Annotated in this window: 20 protein-coding genes and 1 pseudogene; 14 read left to right on the top strand and 7 right to left on the bottom strand. The window is 54.2% G+C overall.

What is annotated here, in order from left to right:
• The first annotated feature begins 1 nt into the window (after nt 1).
• The 3 genes from AC3CB2_RS13495 to AC3CB2_RS13485 all read left to right on the top strand — a co-directional run bounded on the left by AC3CB2_RS13495 (nt 2) and on the right by AC3CB2_RS13485 (nt 5,371).
• Nucleotides 2-577: a DUF6468 domain-containing protein gene (locus AC3CB2_RS13495; RefSeq protein WP_008548127.1), complete on the top strand. Its 576-nt coding sequence runs from the start codon at nt 2-4 to the stop codon at nt 575-577.
• Nucleotides 574-1,272, top strand: a complete 699-nt coding sequence (locus AC3CB2_RS13490) for a MotE family protein (protein WP_008547598.1) — start codon at nt 574-576, stop codon at nt 1,270-1,272. Before AC3CB2_RS13495 ends, AC3CB2_RS13490 begins: the two co-directional genes overlap by 4 nt.
• 106 nt (nt 1,273-1,378) lie before the next feature.
• Nucleotides 1,379-5,371, top strand: coding sequence for a tetratricopeptide repeat protein (locus tag AC3CB2_RS13485; protein WP_352933268.1), 3,993 nt, complete (start codon nt 1,379-1,381; stop codon nt 5,369-5,371).
• A gap of 536 nt (nt 5,372-5,907) precedes the next feature.
• On the opposite strand, the gene fliP is transcribed toward AC3CB2_RS13485, so the two are convergent.
• Both fliP and AC3CB2_RS13475 read right to left on the bottom strand, forming a co-directional pair.
• Nucleotides 5,908-6,666 carry a flagellar type III secretion system pore protein FliP gene (gene fliP / locus AC3CB2_RS13480; RefSeq protein WP_352933265.1) on the bottom strand — a complete coding sequence of 253 codons (759 nt, stop codon included), beginning with the start codon at nt 6,664-6,666 and terminating at the stop codon, nt 5,908-5,910.
• Nucleotides 6,667-6,679: 13 nt separating this feature from the next.
• Nucleotides 6,680-8,074 carry a hypothetical protein gene (locus AC3CB2_RS13475; RefSeq protein WP_352933262.1) on the bottom strand — a complete coding sequence of 465 codons (1,395 nt, stop codon included), beginning with the start codon at nt 8,072-8,074 and terminating at the stop codon, nt 6,680-6,682.
• A 445-nt stretch (nt 8,075-8,519) separates the two neighbouring features.
• Here AC3CB2_RS13475 and flgB point away from each other — a divergent pair, with 445 nt between their 5' ends.
• The 7 genes from flgB (at nt 8,520) to cckA (ending at nt 14,620) form a co-directional block, all read left to right on the top strand.
• The gene (gene flgB, locus AC3CB2_RS13470) at nt 8,520-8,924 is read left to right on the top strand and encodes a flagellar basal body rod protein FlgB (protein WP_075701806.1); all 405 of its coding nucleotides are present in this window, start codon (nt 8,520-8,522) and stop codon (nt 8,922-8,924) included.
• A 42-nt stretch (nt 8,925-8,966) separates the two neighbouring features.
• Nucleotides 8,967-9,392, top strand: a complete 426-nt coding sequence (gene flgC, locus AC3CB2_RS13465; RefSeq protein ID WP_352933259.1) for a flagellar basal body rod protein FlgC — start codon at nt 8,967-8,969, stop codon at nt 9,390-9,392.
• Between the two features lie 35 nt (nt 9,393-9,427).
• The gene (gene fliE / locus AC3CB2_RS13460; protein ID WP_041769109.1) at nt 9,428-9,736 is read left to right on the top strand and encodes a flagellar hook-basal body complex protein FliE; all 309 of its coding nucleotides are present in this window, start codon (nt 9,428-9,430) and stop codon (nt 9,734-9,736) included.
• 56 nt (nt 9,737-9,792) lie between these two features.
• On the top strand, nt 9,793-10,059 hold the full coding sequence (gene fliQ / locus AC3CB2_RS13455; RefSeq protein WP_008547725.1) for a flagellar biosynthesis protein FliQ: 267 nt from the start codon (nt 9,793-9,795) through the stop codon (nt 10,057-10,059).
• A 43-nt stretch (nt 10,060-10,102) separates the two neighbouring features.
• A complete protein-coding gene (fliR, locus tag AC3CB2_RS13450) occupies nt 10,103-10,876 on the top strand; it encodes a flagellar biosynthetic protein FliR (protein WP_008547388.1) in 774 nt (257 codons plus the stop codon).
• A 10-nt stretch (nt 10,877-10,886) separates the two neighbouring features.
• Nucleotides 10,887-11,963, top strand: coding sequence for a flagellar biosynthesis protein FlhB (gene flhB / locus AC3CB2_RS13445; protein ID WP_352933255.1), 1,077 nt, complete (start codon nt 10,887-10,889; stop codon nt 11,961-11,963).
• A 92-nt stretch (nt 11,964-12,055) separates the two neighbouring features.
• Entirely contained in the window at nt 12,056-14,620 is a 2,565-nt protein-coding gene (gene cckA / locus AC3CB2_RS13440; protein WP_008547951.1) for a cell cycle histidine kinase CckA, read from the top strand.
• A 79-nt stretch (nt 14,621-14,699) separates the two neighbouring features.
• Here cckA and AC3CB2_RS13435 read toward each other — a convergent pair whose 3' ends face one another.
• The 3 genes from AC3CB2_RS13435 to AC3CB2_RS13425 all read right to left on the bottom strand — a co-directional run bounded on the left by AC3CB2_RS13435 (nt 14,700) and on the right by AC3CB2_RS13425 (nt 17,530).
• Nucleotides 14,700-15,170, bottom strand: a complete 471-nt coding sequence (locus AC3CB2_RS13435; protein WP_041768701.1) for a hypothetical protein — start codon at nt 15,168-15,170, stop codon at nt 14,700-14,702.
• A gap of 489 nt (nt 15,171-15,659) precedes the next feature.
• The gene (locus AC3CB2_RS13430) at nt 15,660-16,574 is read right to left on the bottom strand and encodes a pseudouridine-5'-phosphate glycosidase (RefSeq protein ID WP_352933252.1); all 915 of its coding nucleotides are present in this window, start codon (nt 16,572-16,574) and stop codon (nt 15,660-15,662) included.
• Between the two features lie 32 nt (nt 16,575-16,606).
• Nucleotides 16,607-17,530 (bottom strand): carbohydrate kinase family protein, encoded by a 924-nt coding sequence (locus AC3CB2_RS13425; protein WP_352933250.1) that lies wholly within the window; start codon nt 17,528-17,530, stop codon nt 16,607-16,609.
• Nucleotides 17,531-17,833: 303 nt separating this feature from the next.
• Here AC3CB2_RS13425 and recA point away from each other — a divergent pair, with 303 nt between their 5' ends.
• The 4 genes and pseudogenes from recA (at nt 17,834) to AC3CB2_RS13405 (ending at nt 23,057) form a co-directional block, all read left to right on the top strand.
• Nucleotides 17,834-18,898: a recombinase RecA gene (gene recA, locus AC3CB2_RS13420; RefSeq protein ID WP_014286449.1), complete on the top strand. Its 1,065-nt coding sequence runs from the start codon at nt 17,834-17,836 to the stop codon at nt 18,896-18,898.
• A gap of 190 nt (nt 18,899-19,088) precedes the next feature.
• A complete protein-coding gene (gene alaS / locus AC3CB2_RS13415) occupies nt 19,089-21,749 on the top strand; it encodes an alanine--tRNA ligase (RefSeq protein WP_352933247.1) in 2,661 nt (886 codons plus the stop codon).
• A gap of 132 nt (nt 21,750-21,881) precedes the next feature.
• Nucleotides 21,882-22,562 (top strand): annotated as a pseudogene (locus AC3CB2_RS13410) (ion transporter); the annotation flags it as partial.
• Nucleotides 22,563-22,655: 93 nt separating this feature from the next.
• Entirely contained in the window at nt 22,656-23,057 is a 402-nt protein-coding gene (locus tag AC3CB2_RS13405) for a cyclic nucleotide-binding domain-containing protein (RefSeq protein ID WP_425328952.1), read from the top strand.
• Here the strand turns inward: AC3CB2_RS13405 and AC3CB2_RS13400 are convergent.
• Entirely contained in the window at nt 23,047-24,039 is a 993-nt protein-coding gene (locus AC3CB2_RS13400) for a glycerophosphodiester phosphodiesterase family protein (protein WP_352933242.1), read from the bottom strand. The two genes, AC3CB2_RS13405 and AC3CB2_RS13400, sit on opposite strands and share 11 nt — an antisense overlap.
• A 160-nt stretch (nt 24,040-24,199) precedes the next feature.
• The gene (locus AC3CB2_RS13395; protein WP_352933240.1) at nt 24,200-25,306 is read right to left on the bottom strand and encodes a hypothetical protein; all 1,107 of its coding nucleotides are present in this window, start codon (nt 25,304-25,306) and stop codon (nt 24,200-24,202) included.
• Nucleotides 25,307-25,441 lie beyond the last annotated feature (135 nt).

Here is a 25,441-nt window from a genome sequence, read left to right as displayed (position 1 = left end):
CATGTCCCTAGGTCTTATCATTGAATGCATTGTTGCTGTTCTTCTGGTGATCACCATTGGCTACTGCTGGACGCTTAACCGACGTCTCAGCCGTCTGCGGTCTGATGAAGAGTCCCTGCGTGCCACGATTTCTGAGCTGATTACAGCAACAGAGATTGCAGAGCGTGCGATCCTGGGTCTCAAGTCTACTGCCGGCAACGCAGACCGTACTCTGGGTGCGCGTCTTGGTGAGGCTGAGGCTGTTTCCCGTAAGCTGACTGATCAGCTGGGTGCTGGTGAGGATGTTCTGGACCGTATCGGCGGCGTTGCTGATCGTGCACTGGCAGATCGTGATACGCGTGTCGCAGCGCCTGCTGCTCATGCTGCTCCTGCCTCCCGCACTTATGAGACCGCAGCTGAGGGACTTGCTGCCGGGATCATTGCGGATCAGGAGTTTGCCCAGCCGGTTGAACCCCGCAGTGCGCCAGCTCCGAAAGCTCCGGCACGTTCTGTGACCCGCGATATTCGTGAGGCTGCAAACGAATCTGCTGCGCGTCTTGAGCGCTTTCGCAGGCAAGCTCAGGATCGCGTAGCATGAAACTAAGACTTCTTCCGATCGTCGTTTTTGCTGGTAGCTCCCTCCTTGTTCTGAAGCTGCTTGGGTTCTTTCTCGGTGACACTTATCCGATCGGTGCTGTTCGTGTTGCGGATGCTCAGCAGTCCGCACCTGCTGTGGCTGAGACGGAGGCTGCACCAGACCCAAGCGTGTTGCCAAATCCTTCTGGTGCCAGGAAAATTCAGGTTGCTCAGAATGCTGAAGGCGTGAAGAACAGTGGTGTTCCGACCAACTCTGTGTCTGAACTTGCTGTTCTGAATAGTCTTGGTAATCGCCGTGATGCGCTGAACCAGCGTGAGAAAGATCTGGAGCTTCGTGCGCAGGTTCTTGCGGCGGCTGAAGCGCGTTTGAACAAGCGTTTTCAGGAGCTGAAAGCGCTGGAAGCGAAGATCGATTCTGAAGTTGAGCGCAAAGAAAAACAGGCTGCGGAAGAGATCATGGATCTGGTGAAGATCTATGAGAGCATGAAGGCCAAAAATGCTGCGCGTATCTTCAATCGTCTGGATCTGGACATCATGCTGAAAGTGGTGAAGCAGATGCAGCCGCGTAAGATGGCGGATGTGCTTTCTGAGATGGATCCGGAGATGGCTGAGCAGCTCACTATTGCTCTGGCAGCTGGTGAAAGCCGCAATGTGAAGACCACTTCCACAATTCTCCCGAAGATTCAGGGGAATTAACGGAACCAATTGGCGGTTTTTCGCTCCTGATGCTGGAGTCTGTAAGCTTGCGTTAATAGCCAATTGTTACAGATACCTAATTAATTTTAGGGAGTAAGAATCGGGCATGCGCGACTTTGGGGGCGACAATGGGGATAGGCAGAAGCGTTCCTTTCTGCGCGCCACTTTACCATACCTGCCGCGTCGTGCCTTGCATGGAGCACGCATTGTGAAGGTCAAAGGCAAAGCCTGGCTTGTCTCACTGATGCTTGCCACCACTGCGCTGGGAAGCAGCGTTTTGAGTGCGTGGGCCGAGCCTGCTCCGGCTATTGTTGAGGTTGAAGACACCGGCACCTTTGCGCGGATGGTGATTACATTCCCAGACCGCTCGCTCTTGCCCCCCTATGAAGCTTCCATTTCCACCAGCGTTCTGCGGATCTCTTTCCCTGAAGGGATTGAGGCAGATGTTGATGATGTGCCGGAAGCGCTGATGGATTACATCTCCATTGCCCGTACTGATCCTGATGGTGCGGCGCTGCGTTTTGCTTTGCGCCAGCCGCTGAACATCAACAGCATGGAAGCGGGTGAGAAGCTGTTTATTGATCTTCTGCCTTCCAGCTATGAAGGGCGCCCGCCTTCGTTGCCACAGGATGTGGTGGATGAGCTGGCGCGCCGGGCTGCAGAAGCGCTTGAGCGTGTTCGGGTGCTGGAAGAAGCGAACGCACTTGAAGATCAGGAAATTAAAGTCAAATTGCGGATTGGCGAACACCCGACGTTTACGCGTCTGATCTTTGATTGGAATGTGAACGTTGGCAGCTCGTTTGAGCGCAATGGAAACAACATTCGCGTCAAGTTTGATCAGGCTGCTGATCTGGACCTCTCGCAGTTTAAAGCCAGTTTGCCGCGAACGGTGCTGGATGTGGCTTCCAAGACACGTGACAATGATCTCATCTTCAACATGATCGTTGATCCGCGTGTGGATGTGCGCTCGTTTCAGGAAGGCAAGCAGCTGATTGTGGATGTGACGCCTGAGGATATCGGGCAGTTGGATCCACGTGTTGCTGAAGTCCGTGACGAGTTGTTTGGCAATGGTGACGTTCCTCAGGGAGCGGCCAATGTGATCAATACGTTGGGTGATAAGAACGCGTCTGCTCCAGCGCCAGTGGCTGCTCAACAGCCTGCAAATGCGCCGGGCAGTTTGATGCCTGCACCGCAGCAGGTGCAACAGCCTCAGCCTCGTGAAGAGGCGGAAGGGCTTGAGTTCGCGCAGATGCCATTGCCTGTCGCCAAGCCTGAGCTTGAGCGGATTGGTGAGCCTGTCGACCGACTGACTCCTTCTGATATTCCGCAGTCGAAGCCATCGGAAGAAGACCTTCGTGCTGCAGCTGAGCGTGCGCCAGAGGCTGCTGAGCCGGAAGTTGTGGTTGAAACTACTGCGCCGGAGGCTGCTCCAGCGCCTGCTACTCAGGAAACCGCTGAGGTGCCTGCAGCCGAAGTAATTCCGGAAACGGACCTGATTGCTGAAGTTGTCAATGCGGGTGGGCAGACGTCTATTCCACTGGCGCTTGATGATGAAGTTGCGAAGCAGAGTGAGCCTGTGATTGCGACGACTCCTGTGGTGACAGATGTTGCCGAGGATTTGCCGATTGCGCGCCGGGCTTCTGCAGAGAGCATCGTTCAGGAAGAGAATGATGCTGCTGGGCAGGTTGTTGGCGTTGAAACATATCGCATCGGCGATACTGTGCGTCTCGTCTTCCCATTTGAAGGGGAAGTGGGAGCTGCTGTTTTCCGCCGAAATGACAAGGTCTGGGCTGTTTTTGATAGCACTGAGCATCTTGATGGGCGCGGTATTCCTGCTGTTTTGAGTGATCTGGCCCGTAACGTTGAGCTTGAAGAAGTTGATGCGGCGCAGGTGCTGCGGTTTGATCTGAAGCGGACCACGCTGATTTCCATCGAGTATCAGGATGAAGCATGGGCGATTACTCTGGGGCCTTCCATCTCGACAAAGACCGAACCGGTCGATGTGGAGCGGAACGTTCAGGGCGATGGCTCCAATGTTCTGCGTTTGCCGTTTGGTGAGAGTGGGCGTCTTCATGTGTTGACGGACAAGAGCGTTGGTGACCGCATTTATGTGGTCAGTGGAGCTGCGCCTGTTCGCGGTATTTTGAAATCGCATCGGTTCCCTCAGGTTCAGATCCTGCGGAGCTCGCAGGGGCTTGCTGTTGTTCCGAGTGCGGATGGCATTGATGTTGAGCTTTCCGGTGAGGATCTGGTGATCTCCCGCCCTGATGGGTTGAAGATCTCCAATCGTGGTCTTTCCAAGGGGACGACCATTGGCGCTCATGTGAAAGATCCGACCCAACCGGGATTGATTGAGTTTTCTCAGCTGCACCAGCAGAAGCCTGAGGATTACATGCGCAACCTTCGTGCTCACGAAGAGGCGATTGCGCGGGCTGATCCTGAAGAGCTGAGCGGTCCGCGGCTGGATATGGCGCGTTTTTTTCTCTCTAGCGGATTTGCTCAGGAAGCCATTGGCACCTTGCGGATCATGGAAGAAGACGATCCGCTTATCGAGAAAGATGCCACGTTTAACGTGATGATGGGTGCTGCACAGATGTTGGCAGCACGTCCGGGAACAGCGTTGGAGTATCTGGCTGCGCCAGAACTGGCGAGCAGTCCTGATGCTGCGGTCTGGCGGACCTTTGCGCATTCTTCGCTGGGGGACTGGCAGGGGGCGCACGCCAATCTGGGGCGTGGGCTTGCTGTAATGGCGAACTACCCGGTGATGCTGCAGGTGTATTTCAACCTTGCTGCTGCGAAGACGCATCTGGCGCTTGGTAACTACGGCAAGGCGCTTGGGGCCCTCTCTCAGATTGAGCCGTCTGATGTGAACGAAGAGCAGGCGATCCAATACGACTTGCTGCGTGGCCGGATTGCGGATGCTTCTGGTCGTTCTCAGGAAGCGCTGGACGTTTATGATCTGGTGGTGCGCTCCAGTGATGGGCCGGAGGCGGCTGAAGCGAAGTTTCTGAGTGTGAAGCTGCGCTATCGTGATGGTTTGATTGATGCGGATGAGGCTCTCTCTGAACTGGAAGGTCTGGCCGCTTCCTGGCGTGGTGATGAGACTGAGCTGAAGACGCTCCGATTGATGGCTCAGCTGCATGCGCAGGAAGGCAATTATCGCCGGGCGTTTGAGGCGATGTCTCAGGCAGTGCAGTCTGATGCAGGTGCTGAGATTACCTCGAACATTCAGCAGGAAATGGGCTCTGTCTTTGCAACTCTGTTCCTTGAGGGCAAAGCGCAGGCTTTGGAGCCTGTGAAGGCGCTTGCGTTGTTCTATGACTTCCGTGAGCTGGTGCCTGCTGGTCGTCAGGGTGATGAGATGGCCCGGATGTTGGCCAGCCGGTTGATCGACATGGATCTGCTGGATCAGGCGGCGTCTGTGTTGCGGCATCAGATCGACAAGCGCCTGAAGGGTGCTGCCCGTGCGCAGATCGCGGCTGATCTTGCCGTTGTTTACTTGCTTAACCGGAAGCCGGAGGAGGCGCTTCGTGTGCTTTCGCAAACCCGTCAGGGGCAGTTGCCAGCCGCGTTGCAGCGTCAGCGGAACATTGTTGAGGCGCGTGCTCTGAGTGAGAGTGGCCGGCCTGACCTTGCGCTGGAACTGGTCCGCAACATGTCTGGATCTGACGTGGATCGTTTGCGTGCTGATACGCTTTGGTCTGCACGGTCCTGGCAGAAGGCGGGTGAGCAACTGGAGCAGATGAATGGCAGCCGCTGGTCTGATGAAGTGCCGCTGGCCGATCATGAACGTGTTGATGTGATCCGGGCGGCGATCGCCTACACACTGGCTGAGGACAGTCTGGGGCTTGAACGTTTGCGCCAGAAGTACTCTCAGAAGATGAGTCAGTCTCCTCAGGCTGAGACGTTTGAGGTTGTGACGCGGCCGATTGAAGACCGTGGCGTTGAGTTCCTCAATGTGGCCAAGTCAATCGGGGGCGGGGATAGTCTGGTGTCCTTCCTTGAAGAGTACAGACGTCAGTACCTGTCAGCGACGCCGATTGTTCCGACGGAAGAGGCTTCGCTCTATCCCAATGACAAAAGTGAGGGGGCGGCTTAAGCCGGTTTTTCCTGAAATGATTTTAGCACCGCTGGGCAATCCCGGCGGTGTTTGTGTTTGAGGACCCCGTTTCAACGGGTGGAGCAAGGCGAACAGGCTCTGCCTGCGCTACTTGTTAGATATGTTTCTTCGGCATTGGCTGTTCGCCTCGCCCGGGCCTTTTATCATGAACACGCGGGCTCCCCCTCGGACAGACGCGACAGGCACGTTTGCGCATCATAGATGCGCTTCATGCCTTTGACAGTTTCCTGTCACCACCGGACGCCCTCCGGAACGACCCCAAGCTCCCTACTACCACTGTGGTCTCAATAGGGTATGGCGCTTCACCGGACCTCCCGACACGATACGTTACCTCATGCCGGTAGCCCAACCCCGCCCACGCCACGGAGCGGACGGTCCACTCCTGCCCGAATGCGTGGGCACGAGAGATAGGATAGGGCGGATTTTGGGAAGGGGGGATAAGTTTTGTGAGGGTGTCGCCAGAGCTTAGTGAAATGCTGCCAAGCCCTGACGTACTTTCTGTGATTAGAGCGGCGCTAACCGCCGAAACTTCGGACCAGACTGCCTGCGATCAGTTGCCAGCCGTCGACAAGCACAAAGAAGATGAGCTTGAAGGGCAGGGAGATTACGATTGGTGGCAGCATCATCATACCCATGGACATGAGAACGGATGCGATCACGAGGTCGATGATCAGGAACGGGAGATACAGCAGGAAGCCGATCTCGAAGGCGCGGCGTAGTTCGCTGATCATGAAGGCAGGTACGAGTACGCGCAGGCTTAAGTCTTCAGGTGTTTCTGGTGTCGGTGCCTTGGCGAGTTCCTGAAAGAGCAGCAGATCAGATTCACGCACCTGCTGACGCATGAACTGATGGAATGGCTCGGAGGCGCGCTCAAACGCTTCCTGCGGCTCAATGGTTCCTTCAATCATCGGCTTTGCGCCCAGATCCCATGCGGTTTCAAAGGCAGGCATCATGACGAATGCTGTCAGGAACAAGGCAAGGGATAGCATGACTGCGTTTGGCGGGGCAGTCTGCAAGCCGATGGCTGAGCGGAGTAGGGAGAGCACCACAACGATACGTGTGAAGCTCGTCACCATGATCAGGATGCTTGGTGCAAGAGAAAGCACCGTTAACAGCATGACCAGCTGAACGGCGCGCTCTGTTACGGAATCGCCTTCACCACCGCCGAAGTCTATTGAGATGCTTTGTGCAGCGGCAGGACCAAACCAGAAAAGCAAGAGAGCGAAAACCAAAAGGCCAATTTGCCCTTTGTTTCCGCCCAACTTTGCTTTCACCAATCCCGCAAAATTATTTAGTGTTGGCCTCAATGTCATCTAGCAGGTCTGCCATTTCCTTTGCGATGCCATCCATGGCTTCTTGCGGGTCTTCTTTAGGTGGTGTTTTGTCTGTTTTCTTCGCAGCTGGCTTTGAGGCTTTTGGCTTCTCTTCCTGTTTTGGCTGCTTGGCAGGCTCTTTAGCTTTTTCCGCTTTTGCAGGCTTCTTCGCTTCAGACTTCTCTGCAGGCTTTTCTTCTGTCTTTGCAGGTGCCGGCTTCTGGCCCTCAGCTTTCGCAGGCTTTTGATCTGCTGCTGGAGCCGCTTCTGCTTCCGTCTTGGCTGCAGGTTCTTTTGGCTGTTCGGCAGGTTTTGCCTCAGCTGCTTTTTCCGGCGTTGCTGCTGGTTTCTCAGCGGCCTGCTTTTCCGGAGTTGCAGCAGGCTTATCTGCTGGAGCTGCTTCCGGCTTCAGCTCTTCCTTCTTTTCGTCCTGTGCTTTGGCTGGAGCTTCGTTGACACGTGGACGCATGAAGGCGCTGGCTGCCTTTGCTGCCGGGCCATTCATTGGTGGCCGCATTGCAGCTTTTGGAATTGGCTTGTTGGATGGCGCTGTCTCAACCTTTGGCTCTTCTGCTTTTGCAGCAGGCTTTGGCTGGTTGAAGCCAACATTACGAGCAGGTGCCGGACGTGCGGAGATCGGACGGGCTGCTACCTTCTGAACGCCACGGGCGCCGCCAATAGTTGGCGTTTGAAGCGCTGTTGGCTTGTTTGCTGTAGCCGCTGGAGCAGGAGCTGCCGCCATCGGCTTTGCAGCGCGTAGTGGTGCAGTCTGCGGTGCTGCGATGACCTTCTCGCGCTGAGGTGCGGCAACCGTTGGTGCTGGCGCTGCTGCTGGCTGAACAGGTGCCTTGGCTTCTGGCGTCTGTTTTGGATCAGGGCGGGTAACCGGTGCTGGCTTAGGTTCTGCCGGAGCAGGAGCCGGGGTTGGCGCTGGAGCTGCCTCTTCCCCCCAGTTCAGGCGAGCGGTTGGTTCGCCCGTTCCCTGAGCCTGCTCAACGGCTGCCGGTGCTGCACCGGTCTGGCCGTTACCTGCGTACATCTGTCCGCGTGGCGGGGTGGAAACCGGCATGCCGCGGATGATGCCCTGTTCGACCACAACATCATTTGCACCACCAATCATGATGAGGTGCTCGACATTATCTCTGCGCACGAGGAGAAGTCTGCGCCGCGCATCAATATCGGTTGCATCCATGATGGCCAGACGAGGCTGGCGACTTCGCGAACCTTTGTAGCTGGTTCGGGCAAAGCGTTTCAAAAGCGGAATGCAAACCGCGATGAGAACCGCGATAATCAGCATGGCCAGTACGACAGCAAGAAGCTGCGCGCTTCCCTGAGACATACCGGTGGTTTGGGCCAGCCAGTCAGGCATGAATGTTCCTCAACTCGTATTCAACATTCAGCGGACCATCTGCATGAGCAAACAGCCCGGAACTGGGGTACGAATCCCCGCATTAACTCATGCGCGCATTTGTAACCTATAGTTTATGTAGAATGAACAGTTTAGAAGGGTGAAGTTTGTGGCGTTACCCGAGTTTTTGCGAGAAAATCGCGAAATGGGCCTCTTGGCTAGGTGAATTTTGCTAGCTGGGCAAAATTTTCCACTCCTGCTGCCGCAATTCTTAATAGGTTCTGAAGGTGTTGATTCTGTCCGGTGACTCGCCGGAGCGTGATTTTGGCTATTCCCCTGCTTTTTAAGGATTCTTCGGTGTGTAATTCTTAATGGAACCTTAATATTAACCTTTTGTTAACCATTGCCTAGGCACTTTCTTCCTAGTTTAATTTAACAAATCTGTTCTCATAGGTTGTGCTGTCAGATGGCCTTAACTGATCTCCCGATGTTTCAGGCGTTGCGCCAGAAAATGCAATGGCACCAACAACGTCAGGGTGTGCTTGCGGAAAACGTCGCAAATGCGGACACGCCGGGATACCGCAGTAAAGACCTTAAGGAACTGAGCTTCTCCGACATGGTGGATGCCGAGCAGGGAACCGGGGCGTTGCGCCCTGTGGTGACCAGTGCCGGGCATATTACCAGTGGGGGCATCAGCGCGGGCGTTGGGACGAAAGTTTCCAAAGCGTCCAGCTTTGAGAGAACACCGGATGGCAACAGCGTGGTTCTTGAAGAGCAGATGATGAAGATCGCTCAGAACCAGATCGACTACCAGACTGCGACGAGCCTTTATTCGCGCAGCCTTGGGATGTTGAAGAGCGCGCTGAAGTGATGATTGAGAGCAGTTGCTGTGGTGTGAGCGGCATCAAAGCAAATGTGGGAGGAGCCCATGGATTTTATTAAGTCGATGTTTATTGCGGCGTCCGGTCTGAAAGCTCAGACGGGCCGTATGCGTGTGATCGCAGAAAACATTGCGAACGCTGATTCCACTGGTCAGACACCGGGTGAGGATCCGTATCGCCGTAAGGTTCCTACATTTTCCAGCAGCTTTGACGCCAAGGTTGAGGCCGAGCTGGTGAAGCTTGGCCGGGTTCGTGAGGACAAGAGCGAGTTCAAGCTGCGTTATGAGCCAGACCATCCGGCAGCGAATGACAAAGGCTATGTGAAGATGCCGAATGTGAACACGCTGGTTGAGATGGCGGACATGCAGGAAGCCACGCGTTCTTATGAGGCAAACCTGAACGTGGTGAAGTCTTCCCGCTCCATGATGCAGAAAACACTCGACATTCTTAGAGGTTGATGACCGGTTGGCTGACACCGGAAGGAGATACAATCATGTCTAATGCTTCTATTGCTGCAAGTGCATATGCAAACACAGCAAAGCTGAGCAATCCGCTTGAAGCTGCCAGTGAGTCTGGTGATAAGAGCGGCGCCTTTGGCAATATGGTGCAGTCTGCGATCAGCGAGATCAATGAGAGTGGCCAGATTGCTGATGTGCAGTCTCTCGATTTGCTGCAGGGCAAGGCCAATGTGGTTGATGTTGTGACCGCTGTTGCAGAGACCGAGCTGGCTCTGGAAACCGTTGTTTCTGTTCGTGACCGCGTTATTTCTGCGTATGAAGAAATTATGCGGATGCCAATCTGATTGGTTCGCTTTATGTGAGGTGTCAGTGAACTAAGGTAAATGGTGGTTAGAACACAATGACCGGAGCAGAAGTGCTGGATATTGCCAGCGAAGGCATATGGACACTTATTCTGGTGTCGGCCCCCGTTATGCTTATCGGGCTTCTGGTTGGTGTGATTGTGGCGCTGTTTCAGGCACTGACACAAATTCAGGAACAGACGCTGGTGTTTGTTCCAAAGATCCTGAGCATCTTCATTGCGTTGCTTGTGACACTTCCCTTTATGGGGGAGTTGATGAATTCTTTTACAAACCGCATTGCCGGGTTGATTATCTCCGGATATTGAGCGAGATACAGCGCAAGGCGACGCGCATTCTGGGGGCAATTCTGTGACGATCAATCTGGATTTTTTACCGGTGATCGTCGTTAGCTTTCTGCTGATGTTTGCGCGTATTGGTACGATGATCATGCTCGTGCCAGCGTTTGGTGAAACCTTCATTCCCGTCCGCGTTCGTTTGACCATAGCTCTGCTGCTGACTTATGTGTTCCTGCCGATCAACTCCAATCTCTATCCTGATGATGTGATGAGCAGCCTGCCCAAACTTCTGGCGTTGCTGGGCGGTGAGCTAATGGTCGGGTTCTTCATTGGTTTGTCCATGAAGCTGATTTCCTACGCGCTCTCAGTGGCTGGTACGATCATGGCGAACCAGTCCGGCCTTGCGTTCGCGATGGGTGGGGATGCAACGAACTCGGGCCAGCAAGGGGCGTTGATGGGCAACTTCCTCAACGTGCTGGGCATTTGCATGGTGTTCGTGACGAATCTGCACTACGTGATGATTGCGGCCATGCAGGACAGTTTTGTGCTGTTTCCTCCCGGCAATCCGCTGCCGGTTGGTGATCTTTCCACGCTGGCGGTTGAGACGGTGACGCACATGTTCTCCGTGGCTGTGCGTCTGGGCGCGCCGTTTATTGTGGTCGGGATAGTGTTTTACTTCAGTCTGGGGCTGCTGAATAAGCTGATGCCTCAGATGCAGATCTTCTTCATCGCCATGCCGGTCAACATTATGATCGGTTTTGGCATCTTCCTGCTGCTGCTTTCCACTTTGATGGGCTACTATCTGTCAGAGTTCCGTGAAGCACTTCAGCCGTTCCTTTTGAATTAGTGAGGAGCTGATGGCTGAAGATACCGACGATTCGGAGAAAACCGAGGACCCCACGCAAAAGCGGCTCGATGATGCATTCGAGAAAGGGGACATACCAAAATCGCAGGAAGTGAGCTCGTGGTTCTCGTTGGTGGGGACCGCTTTGGTGATATCTTTCCTCGCGCCGACAATGGTTTCGAGTGTTTCAACGATTTTAAAGGGATTTTTTGCCCATGCGGACACAATTGCTGTTGATCCGGGTGCGCTTGTTTTCCTTTTAGAAATAACTGGGCCCGAAATACTTGGTGTGGTGGCACTGCCGTTGCTGACGCTCATGGCGCTCGCTGTGGTTGGAAACGTGGTTCAGCATAAACCGCTCTGGACTGCGGAGCGGTTGAAGCCGAAGCTGAACAAGATCTCGCCGCTTTCGGGGATGAAGAGACTGTTCTCCAAAGACAGCCTTGCCAACTTCCTGAAGGGGCTGGTGAAGATCATTGCGGTGGCGGCGGTGGTTTTTCTGGTGTTGTGGCCAGAAAGAGACCGGTTGGACACGGTGGTGTTCAGAGAAACGGGCCTTGTGCTGGAGGAGGTTCGTGAGCTCGCCATTATGGTAATTGGGGCAATTCTTGCGCTTATGACTGTTGTTGCCGGGGCCGATCTGGTCTGGCAGCGCAAAAAATGGTTCGAAAAGCAAAAGATGACCCAGCAGGAAGTGAAAGAGGAATACAAGCAATCTGAGGGTGATCCCAAGATTAAAGCCAAAATTCGAGAGTTGCGCCTTCAGCGTTCACGCAACAGAATGATGGCAAGTGTGCCGGATGCGACGGTTGTTATTACAAACCCGACCCACTACGCGGTTGCTCTAAGCTATGAAGAGGGCATGGGAGCGCCGCAGTGTGTTGCGCTTGGGGTGGATGACCTGGCGCTCCGCATTCGAGAGGTTGCGAAAGAATCTGATGTGCCGATCGTGGAGAACCCTCCACTGGCACGTGCGTTGTACGCATCGATTGAGTTGAACGATTATGTGCCTGAGGAGCACTACGCCGCGGTTGCGAAGGTGATTGGTTATGTCATGCAGCTGCGTAAAAAGAGGAGCTGGCGGTCTTAACAGCGCGGGAGTGCTGGAGTGTCGGCTTTTGAGCGGATTATTCTCATGGCGAAAAAGTCAAGGTGTCTGCGGGTGGCCGTAGAGAGGGTAAGATGACAAAGACCGAAGCGCGGCGACCTGAGCCGGTGATTGACAGGACAGACAAAGGGGGCAGCCTTGGGGCCTTGATGCTGCTTGCACTCGGCCTTGTCGCAGCAACAGCCGCTTTCGCGTTGATGCGCAAAGAACAGGCCGAGCCCTACATTTTGGGGCTGCTGGGTGTTCTGGCTGTTGTTGGGGTGTTCTCGCTCTTTGCCATGGCCATTGGCCTGTTACGGTTCATCTCTAAATCCCACCGCAATCCGCTGGCCGAATCCTTCATGAACTCGCTGGATGACGGTGTGTTGCTGGCGGATCATAACGGCCGCATCATCTACGCCAACCAGTCCTATGCTGAGCTGACTGGTGCGCGCGGGCCAGCTGATGTGCGCACGGTGGAGCGGGTGTTCTCTTCGGATCCGGACGCCGCAGATGCCATATTCCGGCTTTCGCAAGCCGTGCGAACCGGGCGATACGCGACAGAGGAAGTGCGCCTGCCGAATGCTGTTGGCGAGGTTGCCAGTGGTGCGCGCTGGTATCGCATTACCGTTCGCCCGCTGGAGCAGGATGCAGCTGTTGGCGTCGATAGCGGCATTACCATCTGGCAGGTTTCTGACATTACCCGTGATCGCACTGAGCAGGAGAACTCCTTCCAGGAGCTGCAACGTGTGATCAACTTCCTTGATCATGCGCCGTGCGGCTTCTTCTCGTCTGACAGCACTGGCAAGCTGGTTTATCTGAATGCGACCCTTGCAGACTGGCTTGGGTATGATCTGACCCAGTTCATTTCCGGCGAACTGTCTTTGAAAGACATCGTGCGCGGGGAGGGGGCGGCTCTGGTTGAAGCTCTGCAGGGTTCTGAGGGTGAGGTTAAAACCGAAAGCTTTGATATTGATCTGGTGACGCGCAGCGGCACTGGCCTGCCAGTTCGCCTTGTGCACCGTGTTCCGTTTGGGGCTGATGGCCTTGCTGGTGACAGCCGGACGCTGGTGATCAACCGTTCTGCTGGCAATGATGATGAGGAAGCGCTGCGTGCTGCTGAAGTGCGCTTCTCCCGTTTCTTCAACAACACACCGGTCGCGATTGCCTCTATCGACAAGAATGGCCGCGTTGAGCGCACCAACGGTCCGTTCATGCGCTTGTTTGAGCAGGGCGAGGGCCTTGGCAAAGACGTGAAGCTGACCGAGTTCGTGGCTGAGAATGATCGTGCTGCCTTGCAGGGCGCGCTGGAAGAAGCTGCGCTGGGCAAGAGTGAGATTGCTCCGCTGGATGTTTCGCTTGAGGGCAATGGTGACCCACGGTCCGCGACCTTCTACGTGTCTGCTGTTCAGGATGGGCAGGCCGGTGAAGATGCAGCGGTGATTTACGTTCTTGAGACCACTCAGCAGCGCGCGTTGGAAGCTCAGTTTGCGCAGAGCCAGAAGATGCAGGCGATTGGCCAGCTGGCTGGTGGTGTTGCGCATGACTTCAACAACGTTCTGACCGCGATTATTGGCTTCTCTGACTTGCTGCTGGCAAGCCACCGCCCGACGGATCCGGCCTTCCAGGACATTATGAACATCAAGCAGAATGCGAACAGAGCGGCGGGCCTTGTGCGCCAGTTGCTTGCGTTCTCCCGCCGTCAGACACTGCGCCCGCAGGAGCTGGCACTGGCGGATGTGCTGGCAGATGTTTCCATCCTGCTGGACCGCTTGCTGGGCGAAAAGATTGAGCTGAAGCTGGTCCATGGCCGCGAGCTGTGGCCAGTGATGGCTGACGTGAACCAGCTGGAACAGGTGATCGTGAACCTTGCGGTGAACGCCCGTGATGCGATGGAAGGAGGCGGTGAAGTTTCCATCCGGACGCTGAACGTGGATGAGGACGCGTCCAAGACCTACGAGAATACACGCGGTATGCCTCCGGGCGAGTACGTGCTGATTGAAGTGGCTGATAACGGTCACGGCATGTCTCAGGATGTGATGGACAAGATCTTCGAGCCGTTCTTCTCGACAAAGGATGTCGGCAAAGGAACAGGCCTTGGGCTCTCCACTGTTTATGGCATTGTGAAGCAGACCGGCGGTTATGTGTTCTGTACCAGTGAGGTTGGTGTGGGCACCACGTTCCGCATCTTCTTCCCGCGCCATATCACCACCGAGAAGGAAGAGGTGGTTGAGGTTAAACCTGAGCAGGAAGCAACCGAAGCGGACCTGACAGGTTCTGCAACTATTCTTCTTGTTGAAGATGAAGAGGCTGTGCGGGCCTTTGCGGCACGTGCTCTGAGCGGTCGTGGCTATGAGGTGTTTGAGGCTGGTTCTGGCACTGAGGCACTGGAAGTGATGGAAGAGACCGGCGGGGCGGTTGACCTTGTGGTTTCTGATGTTGTGATGCCGGAGATGGATGGACCGAGCCTGCTGATTGAGCTGCGCAAGACACGTCCTGATCTGAAGATTATCTTTGTTTCCGGTTATGCCGAGGATGCATTTGAGAAGAACCTGCCAGCGGAGGAGAGCTTTACCTTCCTGCCGAAGCCATTCACGCTGAAACAGCTGGCGACCACGGTGAAAGAAACGCTGGAAGCCAAGACGCAAGAACGGGCGTAGTCTTTTCTGACTTTGAAACAAAAAAGCCGGAGAGCATGTTTTGCTCTCCGGCTTTTTTGATATCTAAATGCGCTGCTTATCAGACGCAGCCGGAAGAGTTTTCCGCGTTGGACTTCAAGCGTTGCAGGCTCTGCATGGAGCCTGGGTTGCCTGGCAGTTGGAAAGACTGTTCCTGCGAGGTGTAGATGTTGTTGACCAGCGCAAGATCCTGCACAACGTTGGTGCTGCACTGTGTGCCGGAGAAGCGAACGCGGATGCGGTAGGCGCGCTCACCAGAATCTGACGGGCCAAACTCATTGTCGAGTACAGCGTTGTCACCGCGCACATAGCTTTCCATCACCACCATGTTTGGCTCGTTTTGCTGAACGATGGTGCCTTTGGCGCTTGCGCTGTTGACCAGAGTGGTGCGCACAACTTCAGGCGAAGCTTTGATCTGAATGGTTTGAGAATCGGCATCCGCGCGGATGGATGGTTGCCCGCTGCGAGTGGATGGGCCGCTTTGGCAAGCTGCGAGAGCTGCCGTTAATCCGATAAAAATAAGTTTCTTCATAGCGTAAATCCTGCGGGTGACAAAAGCCGATGCAACTGCCGCCAACCGCGAAACTCTGTTGGGCGTGATTTCAATGGAACCACCCAATAAATTGGATTGGCCTCTTTCACATATGCGCGCCAGATGGCGTTTTGATGAGTACTATATGACCACAAGATGCAGATGCGCCAATAAAAACACAGCGATGTAAAGTTCTATAGCTTTAGAACACCTAAAATAATCGGGGCGGAAAAACAACGGAATCTTTCGATCAAAGAGACGTGAAAACCTCTGCATGTATTGAGTTGATTGGAAGCGTGGGGAAAGCTCTGCACAAGTGGCTAAAGCAGTTCGCTTTTTAGTTGAGGCAAATGAACTGCTTCAGCCTTTGATCTTGCGTATCTTCATCTGAAAACCGGTGCTCACTTTTCAGCGATACGCTTTAGACCACAAAAAATCCGGGCTGGAGGCTCCAACCCGGATTCTTATGAGGCAGATGCCTGCAAAAACTTAATCAGTCAGACCGCACGCGATCTTTGTTGCCAGCTTTGCGTTGTTCTTAACCAGCGCAATGTTGGTTGCCAGACTGCGGCCTGCTGTGCGCTCGAAGATATCCTGCAGAACGAATGGTGTTACGTCCTTGCCAGTAATGTTCTGTTCTTCTGCTGCGTTGATAGACGCATCGATGAACACCTGCATTTCGTCAGATGGGATTTCATCTTCAGCTGGAACAGGGTTGGTTACGAGCATGCCGCCGTGATCGCCAAACGTTTCGCGGAATTTGATCAGTTTGGAGATGTCGTTTGCATCATCCAGGCGGTAAGGCGCTTTGATCTTGGAATCGCGGGACCAGAATGCTGGTACGTTTTCACAGCCAAAGCCGATGACTGGCACACCGCGGGTTTCCAGAACTTCCAGAGTTTTTGGGATGTCGAGCAGCGCTTTTGCGCCAGCGGAGACAACACAAACAGCGGTGCGGGACAGTTCGTCCAGATCTGCGGAGATGTCGAAGGTGGTTTCAGCACCTTTGTGTACGCCGCCGATGCCGCCAGTTGCGAAAACACGGATGCCAGCAGCGTGTGCTGCCATCATGGTAGCTGCTACTGTGGTGGAGCCGTTCTTGCCCAGAGCCATTGCGAAGGACAGGTCCGCGCGGGAGCATTTCATCACGTCTTTGGCGTTAGCCAGCTCGTCCAGAGTTTCGTCTTCCAGGCCGACGTGGAGTTCACCGTTGAGCACTGCGATGGTTGCAGGAACTGCACCGCCGTCGCGGATGATCTGCTCAACTTCGCGTGCTGTTTCAACGTTTTGTGGGTACGGCATGCCATGGGTAATGATTGTGGACTCCAGCGCAACGATTGGAGCGCCGCTGCTGAGAGCTTCTGCAACTTCTTTTGAATGATGGATTTTAATTGAACTTCCCATGGTTTTCCCAGTCTTTCGTATGTTGTTGGTGCTTAGGCATGTTCTAATAAACGAGCTTTAAGCGATTGGGGTGAAAGCGTTTCCGGCGCGGCGCCGGTCGCTTCCACTGTAATGGATGCAGAAGCAAGCCCGCTCTTTACTGCTGAAAATGGGTCTTCATTGAGGCAGCTTGCATAAAGAAAGCCAGCAATGAAGGCATCACCGGCGCCGGTGACATCCACGGGAACAACAGAAAATGGAGTGTGCGAACTTGTGCCGCCTGCACAGTGAAGAGCCAGTGGCTTGTTGGCGTTGCTGACCAGAACGGTGGGAATACCTTTTTCAGCCAGCTGTTGCGCCAGCTCTTCTGCGGAAAATTCCCCCGGCTCGCAATCCAGCAGGGCCGTGGCTTCATCTGTGTTGGTGAAAAGAATGTCAATTTGGGAGAGAAGGGGACGAAGTTTAGGTGCCTTAGCTATTGAGACCGTATCAGCGGCCAGAAGGCGATCCCCTTTGGAATTGGCGAGCGTGAGAAGCGTTTCTTCTTCCAGATTGGTTTCACAGAGCCATATATCGCAGTTCAGCAGTGCTTGCGGAATTGGATTTGCTTCTGAAAAACTCACTCTGGAGGTAATCTCGCTGTCCGAAATGGCTGAGAACAGTGTGCCATCCGGGTTGTGAAGAGCCAGATATGATCCGGTTCTTCCGTCAGCTACTGTCTTGATGCTGGATGTATTAATTCCACATTCTGACAGGCTTTTTGCGAGGAACGCTCCGTCGGCGTCGTCACCCAGACATCCATGCATTGTCGGCTGCATGCCCAACCGCGCCATGGCGCGTGCAATGTTGGCTCCAACACCTCCTGCGCGGGACATAATTTTCCCTGGTGTTGAGGTGTCCGGTTTGAACGGTCGATCTGCATGGGCAATCCTGTCCAGATGGATTGCTCCGATTACTCCGACCTGTTTAGACGACATAACCAATTCTTCCTCCCGACATCGAAAGACCGTTGATATGCAAGTTGGTTGGCCAAAGCAAGCTACGAGCAAATACAGACTGTGGGTGATGTATCAAAAGTGCATTTTTGAGGTTTGATTCCAGATGCGTGCCTCCAAACAGGTGTCAGGAAAAGTTATCTACATGTTGAACAATAGGAGAACGTATTGAAATTAATCCATTTTTATTAGTTAGTTATCAGGTATTGCGAAGTTGGAACAAAGTGAGTACAAATAACTGACTTTGAAACTGCACGTCCATCGTGAAATAAGGGATGAGAACGTATGGCACAAACTTCACTTCGCCTTGTTGAGGGCAATCAGATGGACAAAAATAAAGCACTGGATGCAGCGCTTTCCCAAATTGAACGAGCCTTTGGTAAAGGCTCCATTATGCGCATGGGCCAGGGACAGGCCGTAGAAATCCAGAGCGTTTCGACTGGTTCTCTCAGTCTGGATATCGCGCTGGGCATCGGCGGTTTGCCTAAGGGACGTATCATTGAGGTCTACGGACCTGAAAGTTCCGGTAAGACCACGCTGGCGCTTCACACTGTGGCGTCTGCGCAGCGCGACGGCGGCATCTGCGCATTTGTTGACGCTGAGCACGCACTGGACCCGGTGTATGCACGCAAGCTTGGTGTGAACATTGATGACCTGCTTATTTCTCAGCCGGACGCTGGTGAGCAGGCGCTTGAGATCGCAGACACTCTGGTTCGTTCCGGCGCGATTGACGTGCTGGTGATCGACTCCGTTGCAGCTCTGACACCAAAAGCTGAACTTGAAGGCGAAATGGGCGATTCGCTTCCGGGCCTGCAGGCTCGTTTGATGAGCCAGGCACTGCGCAAACTGACCGCATCCATTTCCAAATCCAACACCATGGTGATCTTCATCAACCAGATCCGTATGAAGATCGGTGTGATGTTCGGTTCTCCTGAGACGACAACCGGTGGTAACGCGCTGAAGTTCTACGCTTCTGTACGTCTGGACATCCGTCGTATCGGTGCGATCAAGGATCGTGACGAAATCGTTGGTAACCAGACCCGCGTGAAGGTGGTGAAGAACAAGCTGGCGCCTCCATTCAAGCAGGTTGAGTTTGACATCATCTATGGTGAAGGCATCTCCAAGATGGGTGAATTGCTGGATCTCGGTGTGAAAGGCGGGATTGTTGAGAAGTCCGGCGCCTGGTTCTCCTACAACAGTCAGAGGCTGGGGCAGGGGCGTGAGAACTCGAAAACCTTCCTGCGAGAGAATCCTGAACTGGCGGAAGAGATCGAACTTGCGATCCGGCAGAATGCGGGTTTGATTGCTGAAGCGATTGATGATCCGGAAAAAACTGCGGAAAACCAATAGAGTTTAGAGGGGCTGGATTTATCCAGCCTCTTTTTTTGTAGGGTTTTATGGACAGATTTGCCGCAGATGGCTAAAACGCGGCAGATACTAATTTTTTGTTGCATCTTTCCGGATGCGCATACCCTGCAATTTGGCGGCTGTGATTGTTGAAGTAGCTGCCCACTAGAAAACGAGACGGACATCAAGACCTATGAGTGGCGTCAACGAAATTCGGTCGGCTTTTCTCGACTACTTTGCAAAAAACGGACACGAGGTTGTTCCTTCCAGTCCATTGGTGCCACGCAATGATCCGACATTGATGTTTACAAATGCGGGTATGGTGCCATTCAAAAACGTATTCACCGGCTTGGAAAAGCGGGATTACGTGCGTGCAACATCTTCGCAAAAATGTGTTCGTGCGGGCGGCAAGCACAACGATCTGGACAACGTTGGCTACACTGCGCGTCACCACACGTTCTTTGAAATGCTCGGCAACTTTTCCTTTGGTGACTACTTTAAGGAAAACGCGATTGAGCTGGCCTGGAACCTGATCACCAAAGAATACGGCCTGCCTGCTGATAAGCTGCTTGTGACTGTTTATTCCGAGGATGATGAAGCCTTCAATATCTGGAAGAAGCTGACTGGCTTTGCTGATGAGAAGATCATCCGCATTCCGACCTCAGACAACTTCTGGGCGATGGGTGATACTGGTCCTTGTGGTCCTTGCTCTGAGATTTTCTACGATCACGGCGAGCAGATCTGGGGTGGCCCTCCTGGTTCTCCTGAGGAAGATGGTGATCGCTTCATCGAGATCTGGAACCTGGTGTTCATGCAGTATGAGCAGCTGGCTGATAAACGCATCGACCTGCCGCGTCCGTCCATCGACACCGGCATGGGTCTTGAGCGTTTTGCAGCGATCATGCAGGGCGTGCACAACAACTACGAGATCGACCTGTTCAAGGCTCTGATCGCGAGTTCTGAGCACCTCACCGGTGTTGAAGCTGCTGGCAAAGCACAGGCAAGCCACCGCGTGATTGCTGACCACCTGCGTTCCATGGCGTTCCTGATTGCTGATGGTGTTCTGCCATCCAATGAAGGCCGTGGTTATGTTCTGCGCCGCATCATGCGCCGCGCGATGCGTCACGCGAACCTGCTTGGTGCAAAAGAGCCGGTCATCTTCAAGATGCTTCCAACTCTGGTTCGTGAAATGGGCCAGGCCTTCCCTGAGCTGCCACGTGCGGAAAAGCTCATTGAAGAAACCATTCAGCTGGAAGAAAAGCGCTTCATCAAAACGCTTGAGCGTGGCCTTGGTCTTCTGGAAGACGCGACCAGTTCTCTGGGTTCCGGCGATCAGCTGGACGGTGAGACTGCTTTCAAGCTTTATGACACCTACGGTTTCCCGCTTGATCTGACACAGGATGCGCTGCGCAACCGTGAGATCGCGGTTGATACCGATGGCTTTAACACCGCGATGGAACGTCAGCGTGCTGAGGCGCGTGCTGCCTGGGCTGGGTCCGGTGATGCTGCGACGGATGCGATCTGGTTCTCTATCAAAGAGCAGGCAGGTGCCACCGAGTTCCTCGGTTATGAAACCGAGAAGGCTGAAGGTGTTGTGCTGAGCCTTGTGAAGGACGGTGAAGAAGTCAAAGTTCTGAAGCAGGGTGAAGAGGGTTCTCTGATCCTCAACCAGACCCCGTTCTATGGTGAATCCGGTGGTCAGGTTGGCGATTGTGGTACCATGGTTGCTGACGGTGTTTCCATCTCTGTGACCAACACGCAGAAAAAAGCTGACGGCCTGTTTGTGCATTCTGTTCGCGTTGAAAGCGGTGACGTGAATGTGGACGATGCGCTTGAGTTGATCGTGGATCATGCACGTCGCAGTGCAATTCGCTCCAACCACTCTGCAACTCACCTTGTGCATGAAGCGCTTCGCGAAGTACTTGGTACGCACGTGGCTCAGAAGGGATCTTTGGTGACACCTGAGCGTCTGCGATTCGACTTCTCACATCCAAAGCCTGTGAGTGCGGAGGAGACCACCAAGGTTGAAGCTCTGGCAAACGAGATCGTGCTGCAGAATGGTGCAGTTGAGACTTCTCTGATGGAAGTTGATGAAGCGATTGAAGCTGGCGCGATGGCTTTGTTCGGCGAGAAATACGGCGATGAAGTTCGCGTGGTTTCCATGGGAACAGCGACAACCGGCGAGAAGGCTGGCAAGTCTTACTCTGTTGAACTTTGTGGTGGTACACACGTTAAGCGCACTGGTGACATCGGCCTTGTGACTGTTGTTTCCGAAGGTGCGGTAGCTGCTGGTGTGCGCCGTATTGAAGCGCTGACCGGTGATGAAGCCCGTAAGTATCTGGCTGAGCAGGATGCGCTGATGCGCGAAACTGCTGGCCTGCTGAAGGTTTCTGCTGCTGATGTTCCTACGCGTATTGCAGGCCTTCTGGACGAGCGCAAGAAGCTAGAGCGTGAACTGGCTGAAGCGAAGAAGAAACTTGCCATGGGCGGCGGTGGCTCCGGCGGAGATGCCGGTGTGACTGAGGCTGGCAAATTCAAGCTGATGGCGCGTGTGCTTGAGGGCATCAACCCGAAGGATCTGAAGTCTGTTGCTGATGAAGGCAAGACTGCAATCGGTTCTGGTGTTGTTGTGCTGATCAGCAAGGCTGAAGACGGTAAGGCTGCGATCGTTGTTGGTTCAACCAAGGACGTGAGTGAAACTGCAAGCGCGGTTGATCTGGTGCGCATCGGTTCTGCGGCTCTTGGTGGTCGCGGTGGCGGAGGACGCCCTGACATGGCGCAGGCAGGTGGCCCTGATGCAGGCAAAGCAGAAGAAGCGATTGCGGCCATCAAGGCGCATCTTGAAACGCTTTAAAGCTGACCTGATAATCTGAGTTTCATGAAGGGGGGATTTAATCTCCCCTTTATTTTTTGCTAGTTACTTTTGAAGTTATTCGATTTCTGCGTTTCTTTTTTGTTTTGATGCTCGGGCATTTGTGGGGCTTTGGTGGCTAACTCGATCAAGTTGAAAGTGTACAACCTGCTGGAGCGCAGCAGTGCGGGCAATCGCCTGGCTCAGCAGATAGATGCCATTTTGATCGTCTTCATCGTTGTGAATGTGGGCCTTGCGGTTCTTGAGACAGAGCCGAGCATTGGTGGGGTGTATGTCTGGGAGATTTTTCTCCTCGATTTCATCGCCGGATCTATTTTCGCGATCGAGTATCTGCTGCGCCTTTGGGTGTCTGATCTGCATCCGCCTCTGAAGAAGTATGGGCCTTTGAAAGCACGGGTGGTTTATGCCTTGCAGCCGCTCTCCGTGGTCGATTTTGTTGCGGTGGTGCCGTTCTGGCTTTCTCTGTTTTTTGCAAGTATCAGCTGGAAATCGCTGGTCATCTTGCGCTTGTTCCGTTTTTTGAAAATTGCGCGTTACTCCCCGGCTGTTCGCTCGCTTGTGTCGGCGGTGGTTGCGGAGCAGCGGGCGATTGTTGGCAGTCTTGTGCTGATTTTGGGTGTGGCACTGGTGGCTGCAACGCTGCTTTACAGTGTGGAGCATGCCGCTCAGCCAGAGCATTTTGGCACGATACCGGCCGCGCTGTGGTGGGCGTTCTCAACCCTGACAACAGTTGGATACGGTGATGTGGTTCCGGTGACAGCTGCTGGCAAGATGATCGCGAGCGTTGTGATGTTGATGGGCTACTGCTTGTTTGCGTTGCCGGTGGGCATTGTGGGCACCGCTTTTGCCCGCGAAATCCATAGCCGTGATTTCGTTGTAACCTGGGGCATGGTGGCTACCATTCCGCTGTTTGAGCGGCTTTCTGCCATAGAAATCGCGGCCGTGACCGAGCTTCTGCATTCCCACAGTGTGCCTGCCGGACAGTCCATTTGTGAGAAGGGAGAGGATGGGAACAGTCTTTTCCTGATCGCTTCGGGTGAGGTGGAAGAAGTTTTTGACGATCACCGGGTGCTTCATGGTGAAGGGGAGCACTTTGGGGAGGCGTCTTTGTTTGGCCATCACAAACGACGTGCGCGTGCTGTTGCCAAAACGTCGGTGCAGCTGATGGTGCTTAAGATGGATGATCTGCGCCGCTTCATGGATCGCAAGCCTGCAGTGGCGAAGAAGATCATTGATGAAGCGATTGATGAGCGTAAAGCGCACCACGTGGATGTGGAGTTTACGTCCTAGGTTCGATTGGGCTCTCCTTTCTGATGTAAGGGGCCAGTGCTTCTATCTTGTCTGTCCAGATGTAACCATCGAAGTTGGCTGGGATTTCCAGCAGTTGCTCTGGCGTGTCTATCCCGGCGCCTGCGCCCTGTGACTTGTAAGGCCCGGATAGAATGACCTCGCTTCCATGTGCTTGCAGTCTGCTTTGAAACTTGTTTGGCCAGCCCCAGACGGCCCATGCGTAGTTTGAAGGCACCGTGATCATCGTGTTTCTGCATGTTTGTGGGACGTAACCGCTCCATCCCAGTGCGATGTATTCCTTCAGGCAGGTTTTGGTTCTTGCCTTGTCGAACCCCTTGGTGTTTGCGGTGGATTCAGCCATGAACCGGGTTGGGTTTTGTGCGCCATAGACGGCCCAGACCTGCTGTTTCCATTGAGGGTGTTCCTCCAGTTTTGCCTGTAGCAGCTTTGCGGAGCGGAGTTCTTTTTCCTTGAAGTTGATCAGGAACTTCTTGTCTGGAAACGCCAGAAACACCTCATCCAGCTCGGGCATTGCGCCAATGCCAGTGCCTCTGAGAGGGTAGGACTTGCCGCCATCAGCGGTGTATCCAAAGGCGATGTCCAGGGCTTTGAGCTCAGCGAGGGAGTGATTTCGGGTGATGCCTGAGCTGTTTGTTCTGCAATCGACTGTCCAGTCGTGGAACACGGCCAGCTTGTTGTCGGTGGTTGGGTGAATGTCCAGTTCGACGATGTCTGCCCCGGCCTCAAACGCGGCCTGCATGGAGGCGATGGTATTTTCCAGATAGGGGTGGGAAGGCGTGTCGATGCGCTCTGCCGTGCAGGTTTTGTTGGTCAGGTTCTCGCGGTGATAGGTCTGGTGCACGCCGCGATGAGCGATGAACCTCGGCTTTCCTGAAGTGGAGTCGAACGTCAACCATGACGCGTTGAAGAGGTAGATGCCTGCGGCAGCGAGCAGGAGGAAGAGCGCAATCTTTTTAAACATGAGAAGAACACCGGTTTGAAATGAACACCGTGCCTTCAGGTTGAATTTGGATTGTGTTCGCACTTAGGCGTTGTTTGGGCGCACTCAAGGCTTTGTCGATTATCCTCTCCAAAACTGCGGGTTGTTTGGAGGCTCGAAACAGCCCGCAGCGCTTGTTGATTTATTGATCTGTTGTGTGGCAGCTGAATGTGATTTCAGTGCGGGCAAGATTGTAGAAGTAGTTGCAGTTCTGGAAGAAGAGCTGGCCGCTGTTGAAGAACAGTGTACTGCCTACAGGGTGGTTTAGAGACCATCTGGCGGATTGGCCGAGTGGCTGGTCTGTTCCGTAGGAGAGATTGGTGAGGGGTGTTTTGCTCTCTGGGTTGGCGAAGAGCTGAAAGTCGTAAGTTGATGTATCGATCTCTGACTTTGAGGTGCCCTTTGTACAGCATGGGGCTGAGCTGCTTGCAACTGAGAGGATGCCGTAGCTGATGCCTGTGTCTGGCAAGAAGCGGACTGGTTGTGGGGCGTCTGTTGGGAAGACCGGTTTGCCGGTGGCTTTGTCACGTAATGCAAACGCTAGCTGTGGGGTTATGAGCGTTTCTGTGCCGTCTGCTGGTTTTGTGAGTGGCACGGTGATGGCTTGTCCGAGGTTGGGCAGCGGGTTTTTGGGGGAGGCGAGATAGACATCTAGGGCAGGGCTGCCTGATGTGATGCTGCTCAGCGCATAGTTCTGCTGTGGGAGCGGTTTGCCGTCGGTGTCGACAAGGTTCAGGAAGGGGTTGTTGGAGGCGTTGCTGTCGTCGTCTTTCTGAGGGAAGCTGCTGGCCTGATCAAAGCCGACACCCATCATGTAGACTTGCGGGTTGAGGGTGCAGCCTTCGGGCGGTGTGCTGGAGCAGTTGGGTGTTTTACCTGCCGAACACCGCTGCACGGCGGCGTATACCGGGAAGTCTTTCAGGTGTTTTGTTGGCTGCTCACCGATGGTGCCGAAGGAAAGATCTCTTTTGACGATGTAACCGGCGTAGCTGTTGCCTGAGCTGGAGTATCCAAAGGGGACGCATGTGCCTCCGGATCTTTCCTCCTTTGTAGGCGTGAAGAACTTCGCTGAGCCGACGATGCCGGTGGAGCCAGTGTCCATGACAAAGTAGGAGTGCTTGCCATCCGGGCGGTGCAGTTCCAGTTGGAAGTAGGCGCCAACTTTCTTGGCGGTGATGGACTTCTCCTGCGCGTAGGCAGCTGAGCATAAGAGGACGCTTGCGACCAGTAGTGAGAGTGCATTCTGCATGACTATCTCCTTTTCAGTGAGGGTAAGCTGGGAAAGGAGAATGTTGTCTTGCGACGGGGCCTCTCAGATTTGACGGGATGTTCTGCGCATTTTGAAGGGGCGTTAAACGCAAAAAGGGTGCCCGGAGGCACCCTT

It is taken from the genome of Pseudovibrio sp. SCP20 (assembly GCF_057774105.1).
This window is presented reverse-complemented; position numbering and strand designations above follow the sequence as displayed.